This window comes from Streptomyces sp. WAC04114 (genome assembly GCF_019733245.1).
In the GTDB taxonomy this organism is placed as follows: Bacteria; Actinomycetota; Actinomycetes; order Streptomycetales; family Streptomycetaceae; genus Streptomyces; species Streptomyces massasporeus_A.
Genome location: NZ_JAIGQA010000001.1, coordinates 117583 through 141784, shown reverse-complemented (window position 1 = coordinate 141784; position 24202 = coordinate 117583). Strand labels below are relative to the sequence as shown.

The following is a 24202-nucleotide window of genomic DNA, read 5'->3' as shown; positions in this document are numbered from 1 at the left end:
AGGCGGTACGGGGGTGGTACGGGAGGTCAGCCGACGAACTCGACGTCGGAGGTCAGCCAGCGGCCGTCCCGGTGCACGAGGTCGAGCTGCAGCCGGTAGGTGCGCGCCTCCCCGTCCGGCACGGCGGTGTTGGTCACCTTGCTGTCGGCGACGACCAGCACCCGGGCCGAACGCGCGTCGGACCGCACGATGCCCGCTTCGAGGACCTGACCCTCGGACACCGACTTGTTCCCGGCGACGAGCTCGGTCAACTGCGCGGTCTGCGCGGCGAACTGCTTCCTGAAGTCGCCGGTCGCGCCCTTCAGCACGTTCCGGCTGTCCCGGTCGTAGTGCCGGTAGTCGAGCGAGGTGAAGTTCAGCGCCGACTGCCGGGCCGCCGCCAGGATCTCCTGGCGGTGCTGCTCCGCCGCGCGCTGGTCGTGCGTCTGGAGGGCGAGCCAGACCCCGAGCGCCGTGGTCAGGGCCGTCGCGGCGACGAGCCCCGCCGACCGGGCCCTGCGGCGCCCGGCGGACTCCTCGGTGCGGCAGCCGCTGTCCGCCCGTCCGGCGGCCAGGCGTCGCAGCGGTCGAAGGGCCCGGGTGAGGGAGCCGCCTATCAGCGGGAGGAGGCCCCCGCTCATGCCATCGGTCCGACGAGCAGCCATTGCCACGAGTCCTTTCCGAACACGGTCTGTTCGCCGCCCGTCGAGCCGATCTCGACGGGCGTTCCGTCCGGGCCGGTTGCCACACCGGTCTCCGGGTCGTACGGGGCGACGTACGCGGCCGGGTCGGCGCCGCCGGAACGGCCGGACGCGCCGGGGGCGTTCTGCGCCCCGCGCACCGAGGTGCCGCCGCCGCGCGGCGCCGTGCAGCGCGCGTCGGTGTTCGCCGGGCGCGTGCCGGTGTCCGCGGGGTCGCGCCGCCGCGTGCCGTACCCCTGGGTGCACGGCGGCGGGTCGTCGGCGTTGAGGACGAGGCCGAAGTGGGTGGTGCCGTCCCCCGGGACGACGGTGTGGCTGCCCGCGACCACCACCGGGAAGGTGACCAGGGCCTGCTCCACGCCGGGCAGCCGGGCCACGGTGACCTGGCCGCCGCTGATGAGGTTGGCCAGCAGGACCGGCAGATGCGGGCGGGTGGACCGCAGCAGCGAGTTGACCTCCTGTCCGGCGGGCACCGCGTTGCCGATCAGCCGGCGCAGGTCGCCGTCGCTCGACTTCAACTCCGCGGTGAGCGCCGCCAGATCGCGGGAGAACGACTTGATGGACGAGCCCTGGTCGGCCTGCGTCTTGAGTACCTTCCGCGAGTCCTCGATCAGCGAGACCGTCTCCGGGAGCGAGTCGGAGGCCGACTCCACGAGCGCGTTGCCCGAGTCCACCAGCCGGCCCAGGCGGGGCCCCGTGCCGGAGAAGGCCTCACCCAGTTCGTCGACGGTGACGCGCAGGTCCTCCTTGCCGACCGAGGTGACGAGCCGGTCGAGGCTGAGGACCATGTCCGTGACGGGCAGCGGCACCCGGGTGTCCTCGCGCGGGATCGCGCTGCCGTCCAGCAGGTACGGGCCGCCCGAGCGGCGCGGCTGCAGGTCGACGTACTGCTCGCCCACCGCCGAGCGGTTCGCCACCACCGCCAGCGTGTCCGCCGGGATGCGCGGCGTGCCGTCCTCGATCTCCAGGGCCACCGAGACACCTTCGGAGCCGGACAGCCGCAGAGCGCCGACCCGGCCCACCGGCACCCCGCGGTAGGTGACCTCCGCGCCACTGAAGATGCCGCCGGAGTCGGAGAAGTCGGCCCGCACGGTGTAGCCGCGGTCGAGGAGACCGTCCACCAGGCCCGTGTACTCGGCGCCGACGTACGACACCCCCACGGCGGTGACGGTCGCGAAGGCGAGCAGCTGGGCCTTGACCGTACGTGTGATCACGGCTGTATCCCCTTCAGCATGAGCTCCGCGAGCGCGAGGTCGATCCCCGGCGGGAGGCGGCGCGCGTCGGGCAGAGGCCCGTGGGCCGCGGTGCACACCGGCGGGCACAGCGGGTCGGTGTCCCGGGGCGCTGGGGGTTCGACGGGCGTGTCCGGCACGTCCGGTGCCTCCGGCAGGGCCGTCGGTGAGGGCAGGCCGGGCACCTCGGGAACGTCGGGCACATCCGGGAGGCCCGGAAGGTCCGGGGCCTCGGGTCCGCCCGAGTCGCCGTCCTTGCCGCCGGGCTTGGCGGCGAGGTTGCCGTAGATGCCCGCCAGGTCCAGGTCGGCGGTCACATGGAGGTTGACGTAGTCACCCTCGACGGCGTCCACCGCGTTGCGCGGAAACGGGTAAGTGGTGAGCAGTTCCAGGGAGTTGGGCAGGTCGTCGCCCGCCTTGTTGAGCTGCTCCAGGATCGGCCGCAGCTGCCTGAGGTTGGCGACCGTGTCGTCCCGCGAGGCGTTGACGACCCTGGTTCCCGTCTTGCCCAGCTTCGACAGGGCGGTGAGCATCTTCGTCAGGTCGCGCCGCTGGTCGGCGAGGACCTTCAGCGCGGGCGGCATCGTGTCGAGGGCCGTGGCGATCGTCTTCTTCTCCTTCCCGAGCCGCTTGGCCAGCCGGTCGATGCCCTTGAGCGCGCGGACGATGTCCTCGCGCCGGCCGTCCAAGCCGCCGATGAACGTGTTCAGTTCCTTGAGCAGGGACTTCACCCGGTTCTCGCGGCCCTGGAGGGCCTTGTTCAGCTCCACCGTGATCGTCTTGAGCTGGGCGACCCCGCCACCGTTCAGCAGCGCGGACAGGGCGGACAGCACCTCCTCGACCTCCGGGTTGCGGCCGCTGCGGGACAGCGGGATCAGGTCGCCGTCGCGCAGCCGTCCGGCGGGTGCGGTGCCGGCCGGGGAGGACAGTGCCACGTACTTCTCGCCGAGCATGCTGGTCTGCCGCAGTTCGGCGACCGCGTTGCCCGGCAGCTTCACCGAGTCGGCGACCCGCAGTCGTACGCGCGCGTGCCACCCGTCGAGTTCCACCTTCTCTACGGCGCCCACGGTGACGTTGTCGACCTTGACCGCCGACTGCGGCACCAGGTCGAGCACGTCCCGGAACTCGACCGTGACGTGGTAGGCACGGCCGTCCGCGGCGGCGCCCCCGGGGAGCGGGACGTCGTACCAGCCGTTGAACTCACAGCCGGACAGCAGCAGCGTCCCGACCGTCGCCCACACGACCGCCCCGGCTCTCGTGCGCCCGGCTCCTGTGCGCCCGCCGCTCATGCGTCCGCCTCCAGGAGTCCGCCGAGCGTCCGGTCGACCGAGCCCGTGCTCGGTACCACCGGCGCCTTCGGCACCGCGGGCAGGGAGTCGAAGAGCTTGTCCAGCTCCTTGCAGTCCGGGTTCTTGCCGCCCTCGTCGCCGGTCGTCCTCAGCAGGGAGCACAGCAGGTCGGCCGGGTCCTGCGACTGCTGGGCGTTGTTGCGGGTGTCGAGGGTGCCGGCGGACGGGTTGTAGGCGTTCTGCAGGTTGCCCAGTCCGGTGGGGGCCACCTCCAGCAGCTCCTTCAGCGCGGCCCGTTGGGTGACCAGCACCTTGGTGACCTTGCTGAGGCCCTTGACGTCCGAGGCCAGGGTCTTCTTGTTCTTCTTCACGAAGTCGGCCACGTCACCGAGCGCCGCCGCCAGGTACTTCAGCGCCGCCGCCAGGTCCTTGCGCTCCCCGGCCAGCTGACCGGCCACCGTGGCGAGGCTGCCGTTGAACGACCGCACGCTCTTGTCGTCGGCCGCCAGCGCGGCGGTGAAGACCTGGAGGTTGCGCACGGTGCCGAACAGGTCGCCGCGGCCGTCGGACAGGGTGGTCACCGCCTTGGAGAGGTCATCCACCGTCCGGTTCAGGTTCTTGCCCTGCCCTTCGAGGTTGTCCGCGCTCACGCCCAGCAGCCGCGCCAGGGAGCCGTCCTGGTTCGCGCCCTTCGGGCCGAGCGCCTCGGACGTGGTGTGCAGGCTGTCGAAGACCCGGTCCAGTTCGACCGGTACGGCCGTCCGCGACTCGGGGATGACGTCGCCGTCCCGCAGCACCGGCCCCTTGCGGTACACCGGCAGCAGCTGCACGTAACGGTCGCTGACCACCGAGGAGTTGATGATCGCGGCCTGCGCTCCGGCGGGGACCTCGCGGCCCTCGTCGTACTCCAGCTCGACCCGCACCCGGCCGCCCTCCGGCGTGATCGTCCTGACCTCGCCGATCCGGACGCCGAGCACACGGACGTCCGAGCCGGGATAGATGCCCACGGTGCGCGGGAAGTACGCCGTGACGCGAACGGACCCGGAGCGGGGCCACAGGGCGACGGTGAGCGCGCCGGCGACCGCGAGCGCGGTGAGCAGTGCGAGAGCCTTCAGGCGCTTGTTCACGGCGTGTCTCCCGTCCGCGGGGCCACCGGAGCGGCCACCAGGTTCTGGACGTAGGCGTCGAACCAGCGGCCGTTGCCCAGGGTGTTGGTGAAGACCCGCACGTACGGGGCGAGCAGTGCGACGCTGCGGTCGAGGCTCGCCTGGTTGCGTTCGAGCATCCTGACGAAGGTGTTCAGTCCCTTGAGCGCGGGCCCGATCTCCTCGCGGTTGTCCTCGACCAGGCCGGAGAGCTGGATGCCGAGCGCGGCGGAGCTCTTGAGCAGCTTGTGGATCGCCGTGCGCCGCTTGCTGATCTCCTTGAACAGCTTGTCGCCGTCCTCGACCAGCGCGGTGAAGTCCCCGGTGCGGTCGGCCAGCACGCCGGTGACACCGTTCGCGTGGTCGAGGAGCCCGCGCAGCGCCTTGTCGCGCGAGGCCACCGTCCGGGAGATCCTCGACAGCCCCTTGATGGAGGCGCGTACCTCCTCGGGCGAGTCCTGGAAGGTGGTGGAGATGGTGTCCAGCGCCTTCGCGAGCCGTTGCGTGTCGACCTCCTCGGTCGTGGTGGTCAGATCGCTGAACGCCTGTACGACGTCGTACGCAGAGACCGTCCGCCGCAGCGGGATCTCGCTGCCCGGCTTCAGCCGGCCGGGCCCCTTCGGGTGCAGGGCGAGGTACTTCGCGCCGAGGATCGTCTTCACCCGGATCGAGGCGCCCGTCTCGGAGCCGACCTCCGGATCGCCCTTGACCTTGAAGGTCACCTCGACGTGGTCGCCGGCCAGATCGACCTCCTCGACCTTGCCGACCTTCACCCCGGCGATCCGCACCTCGTCGCCCGGCTTCAGCCCGCCGGCCTCCGAGAAGGCCGCGCTGTACGTCTCGCCGCCGCCGATCAGCGGCAGGCTGTCGGCGTTGAACGCGGCGGCCGTCAGCAGGGCCAGAGCGGTCAGGCCGACGGCGCCGATCACCACCGGGTTGTGGTCGCGGAACGGCTTCGGGCGCGGTCGGCGCAGCCGGACGCGCGGCAGCTTCGGCGGCAGGATCCGCACCTTCACCAACGGCTCGGGGCGACAGGCCCCGCGTTTCGGCGGCTTGGGGCTCCTGCGCGGCTTCGGCAGCCCCGGCAGCTTCGGCGGCAGGATCCGCACCTTCACCAACGGCTCGGGGCGACGGCGGCGCCGCCGTATGACGCGCGGGCTCATCCGCCGCACCTCGCCCGCGCCACGTGCATCTCGGGAGTGAGCACCTGCTTCGTCTTCGGCAGCACGATCCGGCCGTCGAAGTCGCAGAGGTAGAAGTTGAACCACGAGCCGTAGGACGCCGTCCCGGTCAGCTCGTTCAGCTTGTTCGGCAGCCGCTTCAGCACGCCCTCCACGGTCTTCTCGTTCCTGTTCAGCGTTCCGGTGAGATCGGTCAGCCCGGCGATGTCGTCCTTCAGGGCCGGGCGGGCGTCCTCCAGCAGCCCCGAGGTGGCCTCGGTGAGGTTGCCGATGCTCACCAGCGACGACCCGATGGGCCTCCGGTCGGCGGACAGCCCGGAGATCACCCGCCGTAGCTGCTTCAGCAGCCCGGAGAAGCGGGCACCGCGCTTGTCGAGCGTCTTCAGCACGGTGTTGAGGTTGTCGATCACGGAGCCGATCAGCTTGTCGCGGCCCGCGAGCGTCGTGGTGAGCGACGCGGTGTGCGCGAGCAGGCTGTTGACCGTGCCGCCCTCGCCCTGGAGGGTCTTGATGATCTCGGTGGCGAGCTGGTTGACGTCCTGCGGGCTGAGCGCGGCGAACAGCGGCTTGAAGCCGTTCAGCAACGCGTTCAGGTCCAGCGCCGGCTGCGTCCGCGACAGCGGGATCGTGCCGCCGGGCCGCAGCCGGGTGTCGGTGCCCACGCCCTCGGTCAGCGCGACGTACCGCTGCCCGACCAGGTTCCGGTAGCGGACCACCGCGTGCGTGCTGGTGAGCAGCGGGCGCTGCGCCGCCACGGTGAAGCTGACCTCCGCGAGCGTCCGGTCCTTGATCCGGATGCCCTCGACCTCGCCGACCCGCACCCCGGCCACCCGGATGTCGTCACCCTCCTCCAGGCCCGTCACATCGCTGAACACCGCGCGGTAGGTGTGCTTCTCGGCGAGGGTGACATTGACGATGGTCGCGGCGAGCAGGGCCGTCGCCGTGATCGTGACCAGCGCGAACAGGCTGAACTTGATCAGCGGCGCGGCCGTCCGGCGTGCTCGGGTCGCCCTCATGCGATGCTCACCGCCGTTCCGCGGGCCAGCGGTCCGAACAGCAGGGTCGTGACGGGCGGCACGTCGTCGGCGGGCACGCCCAGGACAGGGGCCACGAGCGAGCCGACGGCCCGCTGCTCGGCCTCGGTGGCGGACACGTGAGCACCTCCGGGCAGGGCGTCGTCCGAACCGCCGGACGACGTACCGTCGTTGAGCTTGGGTTTCGGGCCGGGCACCGGCGGACCGGGCAGACCCCGGCAGTCCGGTCCCGACCGCTCGCCGTAGCGCGGCTCCTCGCCGGGCTCGTACGCGCGCTGGGCCCGCACCACTTCGAGGGTGATCCGCATCCTGCCGCCCCGGAACGCCTCCTCGGAGGCCTCCTCCTGCCGCACCAGGCCGTCCAGCAGGCACGGGTACTCGGGCGAGTAGCGGGCGAAGAGCGCAAGTGTGGGGCGGGAGACCCGGCCCAGCGTGATCAGCCGGTCGCCGTTTTCGTCCAGGAAGTCCTCCGTGGTGCCCGCCACGGACGCGGTCGTGCGCAGGGCGGCGGCCAGCCGGCCCTCCTTCTCGACGAGGGTGCGGCTGGTGGTGACCGTGTTGCGCAGGATCCTCATCAGGTCGGGCGCGGCGTCCCCGTACACCTCGGCGACGTCGGCGAAGCGCGCGATGTCCTCTTTCAGGGACGGCAGGTGCGGGTTGAGGCGGCGCAGATAGTCCTCGACGCGGGTCAGGTTGTCGCCGATCCGGTCGCCGCGGCCCTCCAGCGCGGTGGCGAACGCCGAGAGCGTCGAGTTGAGTTCACCCGGCTCGACGGTCCGCAGCAGGGGCAGCAGATCGTTCATCAGCTGTTGCACCTCCATGCCCACCCTGGTGCGGTCCTGGGTGATGACGTCCCCGGCGCGCAGGGGCCGGGTGGCGGGGGAGTCGCGCGGTGCCACGAGGTCGACGTACTTCTCGCCGAACAGCGTCTTGGGCAGCAGCCGCGCGTGCACGTCCGAGGGGATGGACGCGACGTGCTCCGGCTTGAGCGCGAGGTCGAGCGTGGCCTTCTCGCCGTCCGCGCGCACCGAACGGACCTCGCCGACCAGCAGCCCGCGCAGCTTGACGTCGGCCCGCGGATCGAGCTGGTTGCCCAGGCTGCCGGCCTCCAGGGTGATGCGCACCACCGGGGTGAACGCCTGCTGGTAGACGGCCACGGCCAGGGACAGCAGCAGGGCCAGCACGGTGAGGAAGGCGATGCCGTACAACCGCAGTCTGAGTACTCTCATCCGGTTCATGTGACTCACCCCGCGATCCGTACGGTCGTGCTGGCGCCCCAGATGGCGAGGCTCAGGAAGAAGTCCAGGACGTTGATGGCGACGATCGAGGTGCGCACCGCGCGGCCCACCGCGACGCCGACGCCGGCCGGTCCGCCGCTCGCGTAGTAGCCGTAGTAGCAGTGCACCAGGATGATCAGGACGGCGAAGACGATCACCTTCCCGAAGGACCAGAGCACGTCGACCGGCGGCAGGTACTGCTGGAAGTAGTGGTCGTAGGTGCCGGCCGACTGCCCGTAGTAGCCGGTGGTGATGGTGCGGGCGGCCAGATACGAGGACAGCAGCCCGACCACGTACAGCGGGATCACGGCGACGAACCCGGCGATCATCCGCGTGGTCACGAGGAACGGCAGCGACGGGACGCCCATGACTTCCAGCGCGTCGGTCTCCTCGCTGATCCGCATCGCGCCGAGCTGGGCGGTGAAGCCGGCGCCCACCGTCGCGGACAGGGCGAGCCCGGCCACCAGCGGGGCGATCTCCCGGGTGTTGAAGTACGCCGACAGGAACGCCACGAAGTTGGAGGTGCCGAGCTGGTTGAGGGCCGCGTAGCCCTGCAGGCCGACCTCGGTGCCGGTGAAGAACGACAGGAAGGCGATCACGCCGACCGTGCCGCCGACGACGGCCAGCGCACCACGGCCGAAGGTCACCTCGGCGAGCAGGCGCAGGACCTCCTTCTTGTAGCGGCGCAGGGTACGGCCCGTCCAGGCCAGACAGCGGCCGTAGAAGGAGAGTTGGGTGCCCAGCTCTTCGAGGGAGCGCAGGGGGCGGTCGAGGAGTCTCATCGGCTAACCCCTCTGCGGGACGACCTGGAAGTACACCGCGGTCATCACGAAGTTCGTCACGAACAGCAACATGAAGGTGATCACCACCGACTGGTTCACCGCGTCTCCCACGCCTTTCGGCCCGCCCTTGGCGGTCAGCCCCTTGTACGAGGCGACGATCGCGGCGATCGCCCCGAACACCAGCGCCTTCAGCTCGGCCGCCCACAGGTCGGAGAGCTGGGCGAGGGTGGTGAAGGACGCCAGGTACGCGCCGGGCGTGCCGTTCTGGAGGACCACGTTGAAGAAATAGCCGCCCGCGACGCCGACCACCGACACCAGGCCGTTGAGCAGCAGGGCGACCACCATCGACGCCAGCACCCGCGGGACGACGAGGCGGTGGATCGGGTCGATGCCCAGCACCTGCATCGCGTCGATCTCCTCGCGGATCTTGCGCGCCCCCAGGTCCGCGCAGATGGCGGTGCCGCCGGCGCCCGCGATCAGCAGCGCGGTGACGATCGGGGAGGCCTCCCGCAGGACCGCGAGCACCGAGGCGGCACCGGCGAAGGACTGGGCGCCGAGCTGCCGGGTCAGGCTGCCGATCTGCAGCGCGATGACCGCGCCGAAGGGGATGGACACGAGCGCGGTGGGAAGGATCGTGACGCTCGCGATGAACCACGCCTGCTGGATGAACTCCCGCACCTGAAAAGGGCGACGGGGCATCGTGCGCAGGACGTCCAGCGCCATCGCGAACAGGCTGCCGGAGTGCCGCAGGGCCCCGGTGGGCGACAGGCTCATGCGTCCGCCACCTCCTTGCGGCGGTGCAGCTCGGCCTCGCGCCGGGCGATCGCCTCCCAGCGGGGCGGGCGGGCGATGCCCGGCCCCGGCAGCAGGCGGGGAGCCGGTTCCCGGCCGCCGGGAGTCCCGGCGCCGGCGCCGAGCTGTGCGAGCTCCTGCTCGACCTGGGCGGCGTCCTTCTCCTCGGCCATCCCGATCGGCCCCTGCATCCGGCCGTTCAGGAACTGCCGTACGACCGGCTCGTCGCTGGCCAGCAGCTGCTCCCGGGGGCCGAACATGACCAGCTCGCGCCGGAACAGCAGCCCGATGTTGTCGGGCACCTGGCGGGCCGAGGCGATGTCGTGCGTGACGATCAGGAACGTCGCGTCGATCTGCGCGTTGAGGTCGACGATCAGCTGGTTCAGATAGGCCACACGCACCGGGTCGAGCCCCGAGTCCGGTTCGTCGAAGAGGATGACCTCCGGATCGAGCACCAGGGCGCGGGCCAGCCCGGCCCGTTTGCGCATGCCGCCGGAGATCTCGCCGGGCAGCTTCTCCTCGGCGCCGATCAGGCCGACCATGTCCATCTTCTCGAGCACGATCCGCCTGATGTCGCTCTCGGACTTGCGGGTGTGCTCGCGCAGCGGGAAGGCGATGTTGTCGTAGAGGTTCATCGAGCCGAACAGCGCGCCGTCCTGGAACAGCACCCCGAACAGCTTCCGCACCTCGTACAGGTCGTGCTCGCGGAGTGTGGTGATGTCCCGGCCCTGGATCGTGATCGAGCCGCGCTCCGGCTTCAGCAGGCCGACGAGCGTCTTGAGGAACACCGATTTGCCCGTGCCCGAGGGGCCGAGCATGACCGAGACCTCCCCGGCGGGCAGCGTCAGCGAGACGTCCTGCCAGATGACCTGGTGGCCGAAGGACTTGGTCAGCCCTTCCACGCAGATCTCGACACCCATCCGGTTCACCCTTCAGCCGTGGAGCAGCTCCGACACCTGCTCTACGGGGAGGGGTGGGGCGTCCGTCGCGACCGGGGCGGATTTTTTCGAACGGGTTTCGCGGACCGGGTGGAGGGCCGCCGCACGGGCGGCCCGACCTGCGGTTCTAAGGGAGCGAGGGCGCCGTGGGGACGGCGTTCGGTACGGCGGACGTGTACAGAACCGAGGGGGTCTGCGAAGCCGATCCGACCGACGGGACGGCGGACTCGACCGCTACGTCCGGCACATCCGGAACCTCGGGCACGTCCGAAAGGCCCGGCGTTTCGGTCACGCCGGAGAGCTCGGGCAGCTCCGGCACCTTCGGAACGTCCGGGACCCGCGGGACCTCGGGGGCCGGCAGCGACGGAAGCGGGGGCACCGAAGCCTCCGGCAGGGACGGCACGGACAGCGGCAGCAGCGGACCGTCGGCGGGAGCCTTTGCCGCCCGCCCACCGGGCACCGCCGGCGCGGACGACGACCCGGGCGATCCGGGAGTGCCCACCCGGCCGTCGCCGTCGGGCCCGAGCGCCTCCGGGGGCACCGACACGGAGGGCTTCGACGCGGGGCCGCCCCCGCCCCCGTCGAGCGCGTACGGCAGGACGAACCCCGCGACCGCCAGGGTCGCGGCCGTGGAGGCGACGGCCACCGCGTGTGCCTTGCCGCCCCCGCGCGGCCGCCCGCGCCCGATCAGGTACACCACGACCCCCAGCGTCCCGGCCAGCGAGGCGCGCAGCGTGCGCCGGGCCCGGGCCAGCAACGACTCGACGGTCCGGTAGCTCAGCCCCATCCGTACGGCGACCTGGCCGACGTCCAGGTCCTCGGACTTCAGCCGGAGCGCCTCCGCCTGGCGGGCGGGCAGGTCCCCGCTGCGCACCGCCAGCCACCTGGCCTCGGCCCGGTCGCACACGACCTCCTCGACGGGCGCCGGACCCGGCGCGACGAGCGTGGGGCTGGTGCGCACCTCGGCCTCACGGTTGACCTGGCGGTACCGGTCGACGCACAGCCTCATGGTCACGGTGGTCAGCCAGGCGCCGAGGCGCTCGTCGTCGAGGTCCGGGCGCTCCGCGGCGCGCAGCATCGCCTCGTGCACGGCGTCCTCGGCGTCCTCCGGGCTCATCGACCGCCGCCGGGCCACCTTGAGCAGCTGCTCGCGGTGGCCCCACATGCGCTGCCAGCGGTCGTGGGCCTCCTGGGTCCGAGCAGCCATGGCCGCCTCCGCCTCAGCAGACATGTCCGTCGCCATGAGGGCCCCTCCACGCTCACCCGCCGGTTCCTGTGCCGTCCGGCGGCTGGCGACATTACCCCCCGGTAGCCGCGGTTGTGGAGGGGGCGGCTCCCATTGTGTCCTCACCGTTGCTGGCCAGCGGACCGTCGCCGGGCAGCACCCCGTCCTCGGGCAGCCGCACCTCCGGGTCGGGCACGGGGAGCAGCGGCTGCTCCGACTCCCCGGCTCCGCCTGCCGGACGGGACGGCGCGGCCGTCCGGCACCACCCGGTGTCCTTCCAGGAAGTGCGCGTACCAGGCCCTGACCGTGAGCAGATACGCCCGCGAGTGGTTGTAGCCGAGGATCGCCCGGTCCAGGTCGGCCGGGTCGGACAGGTTCCGGCCGCCCGCACACAGGTAGCGGCCCGCGGCGAGCGCGGCGTCGAAGACGTTGTTCGGGTCGGCCCGGCCGTCGCCGTTGCCGTCGGCACCCCAGCGGGCCCAGGTGGACGGGATGAACTGCATCGGGCCCACCGCGCGGTCGTAGGCCGTGTCCCCGTCGTACGCCCCGTGGTCGGTGTCGCGGATGACGGCGAAGGGGCCGCCGTTCAGCCGGGGGCCGAGGATCGGTGTGACGGTCGTGCCGTCCGCCGTCACCCGGCCGCCGCGCGCCTGCCCGGACTCCACCTGACCGATCGCGGCCGGCAGCTGCCACCGCAGTCCGCAGCCGGGCGTGGTGCGGGCCAGCTCCCGCTCGGCGTGCCGGTACGCGGCGAACACGGTCGCCGGGAGGGCACCGCCGCCCGTCACCGGCCCGGTGCCCTCCTTCCGCTGCGCCGTCCGCAGCGGCGGCAGCTCGGTCCGGTAGGGGGTGTCGCCGGACACGCTCGGCCCGTGCTCGGCGGGTGTCGACTGGCGCGCGGGCTCCGCCGCCCGGGCCGGGAGCGCCCCCGGCGCCTGGGACGCGGTCAGCGCGGCCATGGCCGCCGCCGCGATCGCCGTACCTCCGGCACCCCTGAGAACAGCTCCTTTGAATGTGCGCACCTCGCGTTCCCCTCCCTGTGTGGATCCGTCCTCTGCTCTACGCGGCGGGGCGGCACATCCGTCGCACGGAACGGGGCCCGCCGAGCAGGCGAGGTCCGCAACCGTGTCCGTTAAGGTCTCCCCAAGCGGCCGGGGCGTTCCGGTCCCGATCGCGGACCTGGTGGCAGGCACGGGTCGGAGCAGATGCATGGGGGCACAGTGCGACTGAAAGTGGAGTTCACGACGGAGCCCTTCGACCTCGACGAGGCGCCCGCGCACGCCCTGGTGGCCCGGGAGGTCATCGAGGCCGCCGAGCTGGACGCCGTGGACGTGGGTCCGTTCGGCAACACCGCGCAGGGCGGCGCCGACGCGGTGCTCACCGCCGTGGACTCCCTGCTCCGCAAGGCCCTGGAGGCCGGCGCCACCCGGGTCTCGCTCCAGGTCAACGTGGTCGAGGAGGGCGAGGCGTGAGCGGCGCGGGGGACGAGCCGTTCATCGCGGCCGTCAAGCCCCTGGTCGACGCCATGGGCGGCGAGATGATCCCGCCCGACGAGGCCGGTCCCGACGACGTGGTCCTGGCCTGGGAGGGCAGGGACGCCGTGGCCGTACGGCTGCCCCAGCTCGCCGACTCCCTCGATCACATCCTGGCCGCCATGGAGCGCCGCAAGGGCATGCCGCTGGCCGATCTGGACCGCAGGGCCAAGCAGGAGGTCGTACGGATACTCGAGGCGCGTGGCGCCTTCTCCGTACGGCACGGGGTGGAGACCGTGGCGAGCGCCCTCGGCGTCAGCCGCTTCACCGTCTACAACTACCTCAACCGCGAGAAGGGGGCCTGACCGCCGCGGTCCGGTTTCGCGCCACCGAATTTTCAACAAACTGTTGACGGGCAGTCGCGGGAGGGCGTTAGCTATCGGCACGCCCGTTCAGCACGAAGGCCGAATCCGGCCACGGAGGCTCCCGTGACTTCCACTTCCACGCCGCCGGGCCTGGCCCGGTTCAACACCCTCGAGGAGCACGCGGCCCACACCGCGCTCCACGAGGCGTGCGCCTCCACGGCGTGGGCGAAACGCCTGCTGGCCACCCGCCCCTACGCCACCGCAGAGGACCTGTACGCCGCGAGCGACGCCGCCATGGCGGAGCTGACGGCAGCGGACCTCGACGAGGCGATGTCCGGCCACCCGCCCATCGGCCGCCCCAAGCCCGGTGACCCCACCTCGGCCCGGGAGCAGCGCGGCATGGCCGGCGCCTCCGACGCACTCAGGGCGGAGATGCTGGAGCTGAACCTCGCCTACCAGGAGAAGTTCGGCCATGTCTTCCTGATCTGCGCCACCGGCCGGACCGGCGAGCAGATGCGCGACGCGGTCAGGGAACGGATCGGCAACACACCGGAGCGGGAGCGGGAGATCGTCCGCACCGAACTGGGGAAGATCAACCGTATCCGGCTCGCCCGCCTCGTCGAAGACGACTGAAGAGGACGCCCGACCATGAGCACCAGCACCACCGCATCCGTGTCCACGCACATCCTGGACACCAGCGTCGGCCGCCCCGCCGAGGGCGTCGCCGTCCAGCTCTCCGCCCGCTCCGGGCGCACGGCGGACTGGCAGGCACTCGGCGGCTCCGCCACCGACGCGGACGGCCGGTGCAAGGACCTCCCGGCGCTGCCGGAGGGCACCACCCACGTACGGCTCGACTTCGCCGTCGAGCCGTACTTCGACAAATCTGCGAACCAGCAAGCCGATGCGCAGCAGGACGCCCCCGAGAATCGGGACAGCGGTGCGTTCTTTCCAGAGGTAGCGATCACCTTCGCCGTAGAGCCCGGTGAGCACTACCACGTACCGCTGCTGCTCAACCCGTTCGGCTACTCCGTATACCGAGGGAGCTAGCTACATGCCCACGATCCTGGGACAGAACCAGTACGGCAAGGCCGAGAACCGAGTCGTAAAGATCACGCGGGACGGCGCCACCCACCACATCAAGGACCTCAACGTCTCGGTCGCGCTCTCCGGCGACATGGACGAGGTCCACTACTCCGGCTCGAACGCCCACGTCCTGCCGACCGACACCACCAAGAACACGGTGTACGCGTTCGCCAAGGAGCACGGCATCGAGTCCGCCGAACAGTTCGGCATCCACCTCGCCCGGCACTTCGTGACCTCGCAGGAGCCGATCAGGACGGCCCGGATCCGCATCGAGGAGTACGCCTGGGAGCGGATCGAGGCTTCCGAGGCCAACTCGCAGTTCATCGGCGCCGACGAGGTCAAGCACTCCTTCGTCCGCAAGGGCCAGGAGACGCGGCTCACCCAGATCACCTACGACGGTGAGCGCTGGGAGGTCGTCTCCGGCCTGAAGGACCTCGTCGTGATGAACTCGACCAACTCCGAGTTCTGGGGCTACGTCAAGGACAGGTACACGACCCTGAAGGAGGCCTACGACCGCATCCTGGCCACCGAGGTCTCCGGCCGCTGGCGGTTCAACTGGACCGACGACGAGCAGCGCATGCCCCACTGGGAGAAGTCCTACGAGCAGGTGAAGAAGCACATGCTCCAGGCCTTCGCCGAGACCTACTCGCTCTCGCTCCAGCAGACCCTGTACCAGATGGGTTCGCGGATCATCAACAACCGCAGCGAGATCGACGAAGTCCGCTTCTCCCTCCCGAACAAGCACCACTTCCTGGTGGACCTGGAGCCGTTCGGGCTGAAGAACGACAACGAGGTGTACTTCGCCGCCGACCGCCCCTACGGCCTGATCGAGGCGACGGTCCTCAGGGACGGCTGCGAGGCGAAGATCCCCGTGGACCTCACCAACCTCTGAGGGTCCCTCTTTCGGCACCCGTGGCCGGGGAACCCTTCTCCCGGCCACGGCACTCAAAACTTCCGGGGTCCTGCCGTGCCCTCTCCACCACAGCGCAAAGGACGAACCATGGCAGCAGACCGGCGCATCGTCATCGAGAACTGTGCGATCGCGACCGTCGACGGACACGACACCGAGTACGCCTCCGGGCACGTCGTCCTCGCCGGCAACCGCATCGAGTCGCTCGGCGCGGGCAGAGCCCCCGAGGGCCTGGAGAACGTGGCACGCCGCATCGACGCCTCCGGCCACCTCGTGACCCCCGGCCTGATCAACACCCACCACCACTTCTACCAGTGGATCACCCGGGGCCTGGCCACGGACCACAATCTCTTCGACTGGCTCGTCGCGCTGTACCCCACCTGGGCGCGCATCGACGAACCGATGGTCCGCGCGGCGGCCCAGGGCTCGCTCGCGATGATGGCCCGCGGCGGCGTCACCACCGCCATGGACCACCACTACGTCTTCCCGCAGGGCTCCGGCGACCTCTCCGGCGCGATCATCGGCGCCGCCCGCGACATGGGCGTCCGCTTCACCCTCGCCCGCGGCTCCATGGACCGCAGCGAGAAGGACGGCGGCCTGCCCCCGGACTTCGCCGTCGAGACCCTGGACGGGGCCCTGGCCGCGACGGAGGAGACCGTCCGGCAGCACCACGACTCCTCCTTCGACGCCATGACCCAGGTCGCCGTCGCGCCCTGCTCACCCTTCTCCGTATCCACCGAACTGCTCCGCGACGGCGCCCAGTTGGCCCGCCGCCTCGGCGTCCGGCTGCACACCCACGGGTCGGAGACCGTGGAGGAGGAGAAGTTCTGCCACGAACTGTTCGGCATGGGCCCGACCGACTACTTCGAGTCCACCGGATGGCTCGGCGAGGACGTGTGGATGGCGCACTGCGTCCACATGAACGACTCCGACATCGCCGCCTTCGCCCGGTCGCGCACCGGCGTCGCGCACTGCCCCTCCTCCAACGCCCGCCTCGCCGCCGGCATCGCCCGCGTCCCCGACATGCTCGCGGCCGGCGTCCCCGTCGGCCTCGGCGTCGACGGCACCGCCTCCAACGAGTCCGGCGAACTCCACACCGAGCTGCGCAACGCGCTCCTCATCAACCGCCTCGGCGCCCACCGGGAAGCCGCCCTGAACGCCCGCCAGGCCCTGCGCCTCGGCACGTACGGCGGCGCCCAGGTCCTCGGCCGGGCCGCCGAGACCGGCTCCCTGGAGCCCGGCAAGCTCGCCGACCTCGTGCTGTGGAAGCTGGACACCCTCGCCCACGCCTCCATCGCCGACCCGGTGACCGCCCTGGTCTTCGGCGCGGCGGCCCCGGTCACCGCCTCCTTCGTGAACGGCCGGCAGATCGTCGAGGACGGACGGCTGCTCACGGCCGACGAGGACGCCATCGCCCGCGCCACGCGGGACGAGGCCCGGCGCCTGGCGAAGATCGCCGCCGAGGCCTGAACACCCGGATGACTCCGGCCGGGAGGGACGGCTCCCGGCCGGTGGCCGTGGACCCGAGCGGGGTCCGCGGCGGCTGTCTCCGGGGGCGTGCGCCCACGCGTGCGCCCCCGGAGACGGTCACCACCGTCCGCCGGTCCCGCACGACCACCCGCACCACCTCCTTGACACCCACGGGCGCCGCTCGGCGCAGCCGTGTAACCGACCGGAGGGACGCCGCCGTGGCCGACCACCCCGTTGACGAAAAACTCCCCGCGCTCAAGATGGCGACGACCGGCCTTCAGCATGTGGCCGCCATGTACGCGGGCGTCGTCGCCCCGCCCCTGATCGTCGGCGCGGCCATCGGCCTCGACGCCACCGACCTGACCTTCCTCACCGGCGCCTGCCTGTTCACCGCGGGCCTCGCCACCTTCCTGCAGACCCTCGGCATCTGGAAGATCGGCGCCCGGCTGCCGTTCGTCAACGGCGTCACCTTCGCCGGTGTCGCCCCGATGACCGCGATCGTCGCCTCCACCGAGGACAAGTCCGACGCCCTGCCCATCATCTTCGGCGCGGTCATCGTCGCCGGACTCCTGGGCTTCCTGGCCGCCCCCGTCTTCTGCAAGGCGATCCGCTTCTTCCCGCCCGTGGTCACCGGCACGGTCATCACCCTGATCGGCATATCACTGCTCCCGGTCGCCTTCGGATGGGCGCAGGGACCGAACCCGGCGGCGCACGACTACGGTTCGGCGACCAACCTGGGACTGGCCGCGATCACCCTGCTGATCGTGCTGCTGCTGCGCCGCTTCACCACGGGCTTCGTCAAGCAGATCGCCGTGCTGCTCGGCCTGGTGATCGGCACGCTCATCGCGATCCCGTTCGGCGTCACGGACTTCGGGCCCGTCGCGGACGCGGCCGTCGTCGGCTTCCCCACGCCGTTCCACTTCGGCGCCCCGCAGTTCCAGCTCGCCGCGATCATCTCGATGTGCGTGGTGATGGTGGTGTCGATGACCGAATCGACCGCCGACATGCTGGCATTGGGTGAGATCGTCGAGCGCCCGGCCGACGAGAGGACCATCGCGGCCGGCCTGCGCGCCGACACCCTCGGCTCCGCGGTCAGCCCCCTCTTCAACGGCTTCATGTGCAGCGCCTTCGCGCAGAACATCGGCCTGGTCGCCATGACGAAGATCCGCAGCCGGTACGTCGTCGCCGCGGGCGGTGGCTTCCTGGTGCTGATGGGCCTGTGCCCGATGGCCGCCTCGCTGATCGCCGTCGTACCGCGCCCGGTGCTCGGCGGGGCGGGCGTGGTCCTGTTCGGCTCGGTCGCCGCCAGCGGCATCCAGACCCTCGTGCGGGCCGCCCTGGACAAGGACAACAACGTGCTGATCGTGGCCGTCTCCCTGGCCGTCGGCATCATCCCCATCACGGCGCCGGAGTTCTACCACGCCTTCCCGGAGACGGCCCGGATCGTCCTGGACTCGGGCATCTCCACGGGCTGCGTGGCCGCGGTACTGCTCAACCTGGTCTTCAACCACCTGGGCCGCGGCGGCCGCGACGCCCACGACGTGACCCACCCGATGGAGGCGGGCGAGGAACTCACGAGCGCGCCGAAGGCCCCGGCCGCGCCCTGACCCCGCCGGACTCCGCTTAGGCTTCTGCCCCGGTCAACTCCTTGTTGACCGGGGGACCAGGGGACGAGGGGGAGACGGGCCGATGAACCACGCGACCGAGGTGTTCCAGCCACTGCAGGGGGACGACCCTCCCATGGTGGCCGGATACCGGCTCGCCGCCCGGCTCGGCGCGGGCGGCATGGGCCGGGTCTACCTGTCGCACACGCGGGGCGGCCGGCCGGTGGCGATCAAGGTGGTGCGGCCGGAACTGGCCGACGACCCGGCCTTCCGGCGCCGGTTCCGCCGGGAGGTGGACGCGGCCCGGCGGGTCAGGGGCGCCTACACCGCCGAGCTGATCGACGCCGACGCGGACGGCACGCCGCCCTGGTCGGCCACGCTGTACGTGCCCGGCCCCTCCCTGACCGACGCCGTGGCCCGGCGCGGACCGCTGCCGGTCCCCTTGGTGCTGCGGCTGATGGCCGGGGTGGCCGAGGCGCTCCAGGCCATTCACGCCGCCGGCATCGTGCACCGGGACCTCAAACCGTCCAACGTGCTGCTGGCCGCCGACGGGCCGCGCGTGATCGACTTCGGTATCTCGCTGGCCGCCGACTGCACGTCGCACACCGCCACCGGTGCCACCGTCGGCACACCCCACTTCATGGCTCCCGAGCAGGCGGCCGCGGGCGAGGTCACGGCGGCGACCGACGTCTTCGCGCTGGGTCAGACGGCTGCGTTCGCGGCCCTGGGCCGGCCGCTGTACGGGGACGGCTCCGCGATCGGCGTGCTGTACCGGATCGTGCACGACGATCCCGACCTGTCGCTGCTGCCCGAGCAGCTCCGTCCCCTGTTCGCCCGCTGCCTGGCCACCGTCCCTCAGGAGCGGGCCACCCCGGCCGAGATCGTCGACTGGTGCGGGCAGCGGCTGGGCACGGACGCCGACGCGGGCGCAGGTCCGGGCGTCTGGCGGGACGTCATGGGACCGGAGGTCGCGGTCCCGTCCCCGGCCCCCACCCCCACCCGGGTGCTGGCTCAGCCGCTGGTCGTGACCCAGCCGCAGCCGCAGCCGACCGTGCCGGGGGAGCGGCGGCAGCGAAGACGGCGTGCCGCACTGATCACGGCCGCGGCTGTGACGGCGGGAGTGGTGGCGGTGGGCGGCCTGTTGTGGACGGTCCAGGACGCGGGGGACAGGTTCCGCGACTGGGTGGCGGGCGCGCCGTCGACGCCGGGCCCGAAGGAATCCGGGCGGTCGTCGGGGTCGGCTTCGTCGACGCGGGAGTCCGAGGGCCGTGCCGGGGCGTCGGGAAGCGGCGGCCGGACACCGGAGGCGTCCCTGCCCACCCCGACGAAGTCCGCGGCACCGCGGGTCGAGTCCCAGGCGCTCCTGATGCTGACCCCGGAGAGTTCGCTGAGCTTCCGGAAACCGTTCATGCGCGACGACCGCAAGGGGGACATCCGCTTCGACTGCAAGAACGCCGGCTGCGCCGTGGAGAGCGACACGAGTGTCTTCCTCCAGCTCTTCGGCAAGGCGGGGGCGACCCTCGACGAGTGCCGGCTGATGCTCGGCGGCGCCGACCGCCACCGCTGGACCCTGGCTTCGGCAGCAGCCGGCAGCGAGATCTGCGTCAAGCACCAGAACGGCGACATCGCCCTGCTCGTGCTTCAGACGAAGTCGACCGCGCTGCCCGACATCGCCTTCCTGCAACTGGACATGACGATCTGGCGGGACGCCGCCTAGAGCCCGAACATGCCCGGGTCCGTCGCCAGCTTCTTGAAGACCTCGGCGGGATCGGCGACCAGCTTGCGCTTCTCCAGGTCCAGGATCCCGCCGACCGCCGTGATCTCGGCGGCGACCGTGCCGTCGGCCTTCAGGACGTTCTGCTCGATCCGGAACGTCTTGCCGCCGTCCCATGCGAAGGCGCAGGTCACCTCGACCTCGTCGCCCGCGAGCAGCTCGCGTTTGTAGCGGATGGTCGTCTCCAGGGCGACCGGACCCACGCCGCTGCCGATGAGCGCGGACTGGCTGATCCCGGCGGCGTGGAGCAGCGACCAGCGGGCGTGCTCCGCGTAGTTCAGGTACACCGCCTGGTTGAGGTGCCCCTGGACGTCGGTCTCGTACCCACGGACGGTGACAGGGACGGAAAACGGCTTGCTCACGGTTTTCCCTTCTCGCGCCGGATCTCTCACACCGGACTCACGTGCACTGCGCAACGATCCACCGATCTTGGCATGCTCATCACGCCCGGCGCGGCGAAGCCAGCAGATACCGGGCCCCGCCGCGCGGTTCGCGGTGCTCGCTCACCTGCCAGCCTGCCTCTTCCAGGGTGGCCGCGCAGGCCCGCAGCGCCTCGCCGTCCGGCTCGTGGACGGCGACGGCCTCCGGCTGCGGGGTCTCCCGCACGCGATAGCCCGGGCCCTCCCGCCCCGCCGGACCGTGCCCGGCCGCTTCCAGCGCCAGCGCGGCGGCCCGCACCAGATGCGCACGCTCCCAGCCGCACGGCCGGTCCACGGCCCCGCCCGGGTTGGTCATCCGGCGCAGCTCCAGCAGCCCCTGCCAGGCGCTGTGCACCTCTCGGCGCCGGGCGGGCCCGGCATCCGCGGCGGCCTCCTCGCCGCCGACCCGGGCGGCGAACACGCCGGTCGCGGCGGGCGCCTCAGCGGGCCCGTCCGGCTCGGGCGCCCGCGTGATGCCCTGCCGCACCCGGTGCCCCTCCGGCGTCAGGAAGTGAGCGTGCGGCGGCCGGGGATGCCGGAAGGCGAGCCCCCGTTTCACCAGTGCCGTGAGCTGCGACTCCGTGCCCCGAAGCCGCCCGGTGACGGGGTCGGCGGCGTCGATGACACGCCGCTGCGCGGCGGTCGGCGGTCGGGTCACGGCGTGCTCCTCTCCGGCCGGCGACGGGCCCCGGGGGCGCCACGCCCCACCTGGGGGCTCTAGGCCCCACCTGCTCGAAGGCTACGACCCGCCACTGACACCGCGCGCCGGGGCTCGGGCCGCCAGGTGGCCACCAACGCGGCAGCCAGCAGCAGCTCGGCCAGGTCGCCGCCGTAGTACATGATCTCGGCGCCGCCCCGCACCTGGTCGATCGGCGCGTGGATGTCGACCCAGAAACCGCCGTACATCAGCTGGGAGATCACGGCGTGCGCCGCGATCGCGACGCCGAGGTAGACCAGCCGGGCCCTGACCCCGGGCCGGGCGGGGGCTGGGTCGGGGCCGGCGATGGCGTGGGCGAACAGGCATCCGGAGAGCAGGAAGTGCGCGTGCAGCAGCCAGTGCGCCGCCGGGTCGGCCGTGATCGCGTTGTACAGGGGGGTGAAGTACAGCACCGCGAGGCTGCCCGTGGAGAGCGCCAGCGCGACCGCCGGGTGGGCGATCACGCGGGCGGGCGGACTGTGCAGCACCGCGGTCAGACGCCGGCCCCCGGACGCGGGCAGGGTGCGCAGCAGGAGCGTGACGGGGGCGGCCAGGACCAGTGCGAGCGGCGCGTACATGCCGATGAGGAGGTGCTGGACCATGTGCCCGCGGAAGTCCTCGTGGGCGAAGGGGGCCACGGGCGGCAGCAGCGCGACGCCGAGCAGGAGGACCCCGCCCAGGAACCAACCGGTCCGCCACCGGCTCCAGCCGAGGACCGGATTGCGCCGGCGCGCCCGGTGGACGAGCAGCAGGTAGACGCCGGAGGCGACGAGCAGCAGCAGCGCCGGCGGCAGCCAGTCCGGGGTGCCGCCGCCCGCGGCGTGCCCGTGCCCGTGCAGAGGGTGGCCCATCAGCCGCGCAGGCCCTCGTGCCGGCCGGCGGCCGCACCGGGGTCGATGGACCGGCCGCTTCGCTGGAGCAGGTGGCCTCCGGTGACCAGCAGGGCGCCCAGGGCGAGGAAGCCGATGTCCCACCACACCTGGCCCTCTCCGGCGTAGACGTGGTGGATGCCGAGGACGTGATGGTCCAGGACGCCCTCCACGAGGTTGAACAGGCCCCAGCCGACGAGCATCCAGCCCCACAGCACCCGGGAGGTCCACACCCGCCGCCGGTCGTGGGTGACCCGCGCGTACAACACGGAAAGCCCGAGCAGGACCGCCAGCCAGCACACGGTGTGGAAGACGCCGTCCCACAGGGTGTTCATCTCCAGGCCGGAGACAGTGTGGGGGTTGTAGTACTTCACCCCGATGCGGTCCTGGTTGGTGCTGGAGAGCATGTGGTGCCACTGGAGCAACTGATGCAGCAGGATGCCGTCGGCGAACCCGCCCATCCCGACTCCGAGCACGATGCCCGGCAATCGGAGGTCCGCCGGTCGTGGGGTGCCGACCCGGGCTTCACCTTGCGTGGTGGCCATCACTCGTCTCCGCTCGTGCCTGGGGGAAGGGCCGAGGACGACGTTCCCTGCTGTGCGGCGCTCACGCCCTGCGCTCGGCCCCCATCCGGCTCAAAGACCCTTTCCGGCCGTCCCCGCGGCGTCCGGGAAACGCTCGGCGCCTACTGCCGGTATCCGCCGAGGAACCGCCCGATCCGGCCGATCGCCGCCTCCAGGTCCTCCGCGTGGGGCAGCGTCAGGATGCGGAAGTGGTCCGGGGTCGGCCAGTTGAAGCCGGTGCCCTGGACGACCTGGATCTTCTCCCGCAGCAGCAGGTCCAGGACGAACTTCTCGTCGTCGTGGATCTTGTGGACCTTGGGGTCGATGCGCGGGAAGGCGTAGAGCGAACCCTTCGGCTTCACGCAGGTCACACCGGGGATCTCGTTCAGCTTCTGCCAGGCCACGGTGCGCTGCTCGTGCAGCCGGCCGCCCGGCGCGGTCAGCTCGCGGATGGACTGCCGGCCGCCGAGCGCGGCCTGGATGGCGTACTGGGCGGGCGCGTTGGCGCACAGCCGCATGGAGGCCAGCATGGTGAGGCCCTCCAGGTAGTCCTTGGCGTGCTGGCGCGGCCCCGTGACCACCAGCCAGCCGGAGCGGAAGCCCGCCACGCGGTAGGTCTTGGACAGACCGCAGAAGGTGAGGACCACCAGATCGGGGGCGAGGGCCGCGGCCGAGTGGTGGACGGCGTCGTCGTAGAGGATCTGGTCGTAGATCTCGTCGGCGAAGACCATGAGACCGTGCCGCCGGGCGAGGTCGAGGATGCCCTCGACGATCTCCTTGGGGTAGACCGCGCCGGTGGGGTTGTTCGGGTTGATGATCACGACCGCCTTCGTGCGGTCGGTGATCTTCGACGCCATGTCGTCGAGGTCGGGGTACCAGTCGGCCTGTTCGTCGCAGAGGTAGTGGACCGCCTTGCCGCCCGCGAGGGTCGTCACCGCCGTCCACAGGGGGAAGTCCGGCGCGGGAATGAGGATCTCGTCGCCGTCCTCGATCAGCGCCTGCACGGCCATCGACACCAGCTCCGAGACGCCGTTGCCGAGGAAGACGTCGTCGACGCCGACCTCCAGGCCGAGCGTCTGGTACCGCTGGGCCACGGCCCGGCGGGCGGAGAGGATGCCCCGCGAATCGGTGTAGCCGTGCGCCTGCGGCAGCATCCGGATCATGTCCTGGAGGATCTCCTCCGGCGCCTCGAACCCGAAGAGCGCGGGATTGCCGGTGTTCAGGCGCAGCACGCTGTGGCCCGCCTCCTCCAGCGCGTTGGCGTGCTCGATCACCGGGCCGCGGATCTCGTAGCAGACCTCGCTGAGTTTGCTCGACTGCCGGAACTCCATGCGCCGCTCTCCTCTGCCGATCGTGTTGCTTGGTTTTACCAAGTGCGCGCTTGGAAAGTCCAACAACTTG

General features: G+C 71.6%; 25 protein-coding genes. 8 read left to right on the top strand and 17 right to left on the bottom strand.

Annotation, left to right across the window (positions count from 1 at the left end):
• Nucleotides 1-26 precede the first annotated feature (26 nt).
• From K4G64_RS00645 to K4G64_RS00590, 12 genes are all read right to left on the bottom strand, one after another.
• Nucleotides 27-620 carry a hypothetical protein gene (locus K4G64_RS00645; protein ID WP_374206337.1) on the bottom strand — a complete coding sequence of 198 codons (594 nt, stop codon included), beginning with the start codon at nt 618-620 and terminating at the stop codon, nt 27-29.
• On the bottom strand, nt 617-1894 hold the full coding sequence (locus K4G64_RS00640; protein ID WP_221754034.1) for an MCE family protein: 1278 nt from the start codon (nt 1892-1894) through the stop codon (nt 617-619). Before K4G64_RS00640 ends, K4G64_RS00645 begins: the two co-directional genes overlap by 4 nt.
• Nucleotides 1891-3201, bottom strand: coding sequence for an MCE family protein (locus K4G64_RS00635; protein WP_221754033.1), 1311 nt, complete (start codon nt 3199-3201; stop codon nt 1891-1893). The genes K4G64_RS00640 and K4G64_RS00635 overlap by 4 nt, the downstream gene beginning before the upstream one ends.
• Nucleotides 3198-4328 (bottom strand): MCE family protein, encoded by a 1131-nt coding sequence (locus K4G64_RS00630; RefSeq protein ID WP_308122168.1) that lies wholly within the window; start codon nt 4326-4328, stop codon nt 3198-3200. Before K4G64_RS00630 ends, K4G64_RS00635 begins: the two co-directional genes overlap by 4 nt.
• Nucleotides 4325-5509 (bottom strand): MCE family protein, encoded by a 1185-nt coding sequence (locus K4G64_RS00625; RefSeq protein WP_260459783.1) that lies wholly within the window; start codon nt 5507-5509, stop codon nt 4325-4327. The genes K4G64_RS00630 and K4G64_RS00625 overlap by 4 nt, the downstream gene beginning before the upstream one ends.
• The gene (locus K4G64_RS00620; protein WP_221754032.1) at nt 5506-6543 is read right to left on the bottom strand and encodes an MCE family protein; all 1038 of its coding nucleotides are present in this window, start codon (nt 6541-6543) and stop codon (nt 5506-5508) included. The genes K4G64_RS00625 and K4G64_RS00620 overlap by 4 nt, the downstream gene beginning before the upstream one ends.
• Nucleotides 6540-7790: an MCE family protein gene (locus K4G64_RS00615; protein WP_221754031.1), complete on the bottom strand. Its 1251-nt coding sequence runs from the start codon at nt 7788-7790 to the stop codon at nt 6540-6542. The genes K4G64_RS00620 and K4G64_RS00615 overlap by 4 nt, the downstream gene beginning before the upstream one ends.
• 14 nt (nt 7791-7804) lie before the next feature.
• Nucleotides 7805-8620 (bottom strand): ABC transporter permease, encoded by an 816-nt coding sequence (locus K4G64_RS00610; RefSeq protein ID WP_221754030.1) that lies wholly within the window; start codon nt 8618-8620, stop codon nt 7805-7807.
• Between the two features lie 3 nt (nt 8621-8623).
• A complete protein-coding gene (locus K4G64_RS00605) occupies nt 8624-9394 on the bottom strand; it encodes an ABC transporter permease (RefSeq protein WP_031134180.1) in 771 nt (256 codons plus the stop codon).
• Nucleotides 9391-10332, bottom strand: a complete 942-nt coding sequence (locus K4G64_RS00600) for an ABC transporter ATP-binding protein (protein ID WP_221754029.1) — start codon at nt 10330-10332, stop codon at nt 9391-9393. Before K4G64_RS00600 ends, K4G64_RS00605 begins: the two co-directional genes overlap by 4 nt.
• 145 nt (nt 10333-10477) lie before the next feature.
• Nucleotides 10478-11557 carry a sigma-70 family RNA polymerase sigma factor gene (locus K4G64_RS00595; RefSeq protein WP_260459782.1) on the bottom strand — a complete coding sequence of 360 codons (1080 nt, stop codon included), beginning with the start codon at nt 11555-11557 and terminating at the stop codon, nt 10478-10480.
• A 140-nt stretch (nt 11558-11697) separates the two neighbouring features.
• Complete coding sequence (locus tag K4G64_RS00590; RefSeq protein ID WP_308122166.1) at nt 11698-12597, bottom strand: lytic transglycosylase domain-containing protein; 900 nt, start codon at nt 12595-12597, stop codon at nt 11698-11700.
• Between the two features lie 198 nt (nt 12598-12795).
• On the opposite strand from K4G64_RS00590, the gene K4G64_RS00585 reads away from it, so the two are divergent.
• The 8 genes from K4G64_RS00585 to K4G64_RS00550 all read left to right on the top strand — a co-directional run bounded on the left by K4G64_RS00585 (nt 12796) and on the right by K4G64_RS00550 (nt 20196).
• On the top strand, nt 12796-13047 hold the full coding sequence (locus tag K4G64_RS00585) for a thiamine-binding protein (RefSeq protein WP_221754027.1): 252 nt from the start codon (nt 12796-12798) through the stop codon (nt 13045-13047).
• Nucleotides 13044-13412, top strand: coding sequence for a helix-turn-helix domain-containing protein (locus tag K4G64_RS00580; protein ID WP_189593286.1), 369 nt, complete (start codon nt 13044-13046; stop codon nt 13410-13412). The genes K4G64_RS00585 and K4G64_RS00580 overlap by 4 nt, the downstream gene beginning before the upstream one ends.
• A gap of 123 nt (nt 13413-13535) precedes the next feature.
• A complete protein-coding gene (uraD, locus tag K4G64_RS00575; protein WP_221754026.1) occupies nt 13536-14045 on the top strand; it encodes a 2-oxo-4-hydroxy-4-carboxy-5-ureidoimidazoline decarboxylase in 510 nt (169 codons plus the stop codon).
• Nucleotides 14046-14060: 15 nt separating this feature from the next.
• Nucleotides 14061-14459 (top strand): hydroxyisourate hydrolase, encoded by a 399-nt coding sequence (uraH, locus tag K4G64_RS00570; RefSeq protein WP_221754025.1) that lies wholly within the window; start codon nt 14061-14063, stop codon nt 14457-14459.
• Nucleotides 14460-14463: 4 nt separating this feature from the next.
• Nucleotides 14464-15387 carry a factor-independent urate hydroxylase gene (gene pucL / locus K4G64_RS00565; protein WP_221754024.1) on the top strand — a complete coding sequence of 308 codons (924 nt, stop codon included), beginning with the start codon at nt 14464-14466 and terminating at the stop codon, nt 15385-15387.
• Nucleotides 15388-15495: 108 nt separating this feature from the next.
• The gene (locus K4G64_RS00560; RefSeq protein WP_221754023.1) at nt 15496-16875 is read left to right on the top strand and encodes an 8-oxoguanine deaminase; all 1380 of its coding nucleotides are present in this window, start codon (nt 15496-15498) and stop codon (nt 16873-16875) included.
• A gap of 218 nt (nt 16876-17093) precedes the next feature.
• Nucleotides 17094-18482, top strand: a complete 1389-nt coding sequence (locus K4G64_RS00555; protein WP_221754022.1) for a nucleobase:cation symporter-2 family protein — start codon at nt 17094-17096, stop codon at nt 18480-18482.
• A gap of 82 nt (nt 18483-18564) precedes the next feature.
• The gene (locus tag K4G64_RS00550) at nt 18565-20196 is read left to right on the top strand and encodes a serine/threonine-protein kinase (RefSeq protein WP_221754021.1); all 1632 of its coding nucleotides are present in this window, start codon (nt 18565-18567) and stop codon (nt 20194-20196) included.
• Here K4G64_RS00550 and K4G64_RS00545 read toward each other — a convergent pair.
• From K4G64_RS00545 to K4G64_RS00525, 5 genes are all read right to left on the bottom strand, one after another.
• Nucleotides 20193-20615 (bottom strand): thioesterase family protein, encoded by a 423-nt coding sequence (locus tag K4G64_RS00545; protein WP_221754020.1) that lies wholly within the window; start codon nt 20613-20615, stop codon nt 20193-20195. The genes K4G64_RS00550 and K4G64_RS00545 overlap by 4 nt on opposite strands.
• 79 nt (nt 20616-20694) lie before the next feature.
• A complete protein-coding gene (locus tag K4G64_RS00540) occupies nt 20695-21330 on the bottom strand; it encodes a hypothetical protein (RefSeq protein WP_221754019.1) in 636 nt (211 codons plus the stop codon).
• A gap of 59 nt (nt 21331-21389) precedes the next feature.
• Nucleotides 21390-22220, bottom strand: a complete 831-nt coding sequence (locus tag K4G64_RS00535) for a cytochrome c oxidase assembly protein (RefSeq protein WP_221754018.1) — start codon at nt 22218-22220, stop codon at nt 21390-21392.
• Nucleotides 22220-22783 (bottom strand): DUF2243 domain-containing protein, encoded by a 564-nt coding sequence (locus K4G64_RS00530; protein ID WP_221754017.1) that lies wholly within the window; start codon nt 22781-22783, stop codon nt 22220-22222. The genes K4G64_RS00535 and K4G64_RS00530 overlap by 1 nt, the downstream gene beginning before the upstream one ends.
• Nucleotides 22784-22923: 140 nt before the next feature.
• Nucleotides 22924-24132, bottom strand: a complete 1209-nt coding sequence (locus K4G64_RS00525; protein WP_221754016.1) for a pyridoxal phosphate-dependent aminotransferase — start codon at nt 24130-24132, stop codon at nt 22924-22926.
• Nucleotides 24133-24202 lie beyond the last annotated feature (70 nt).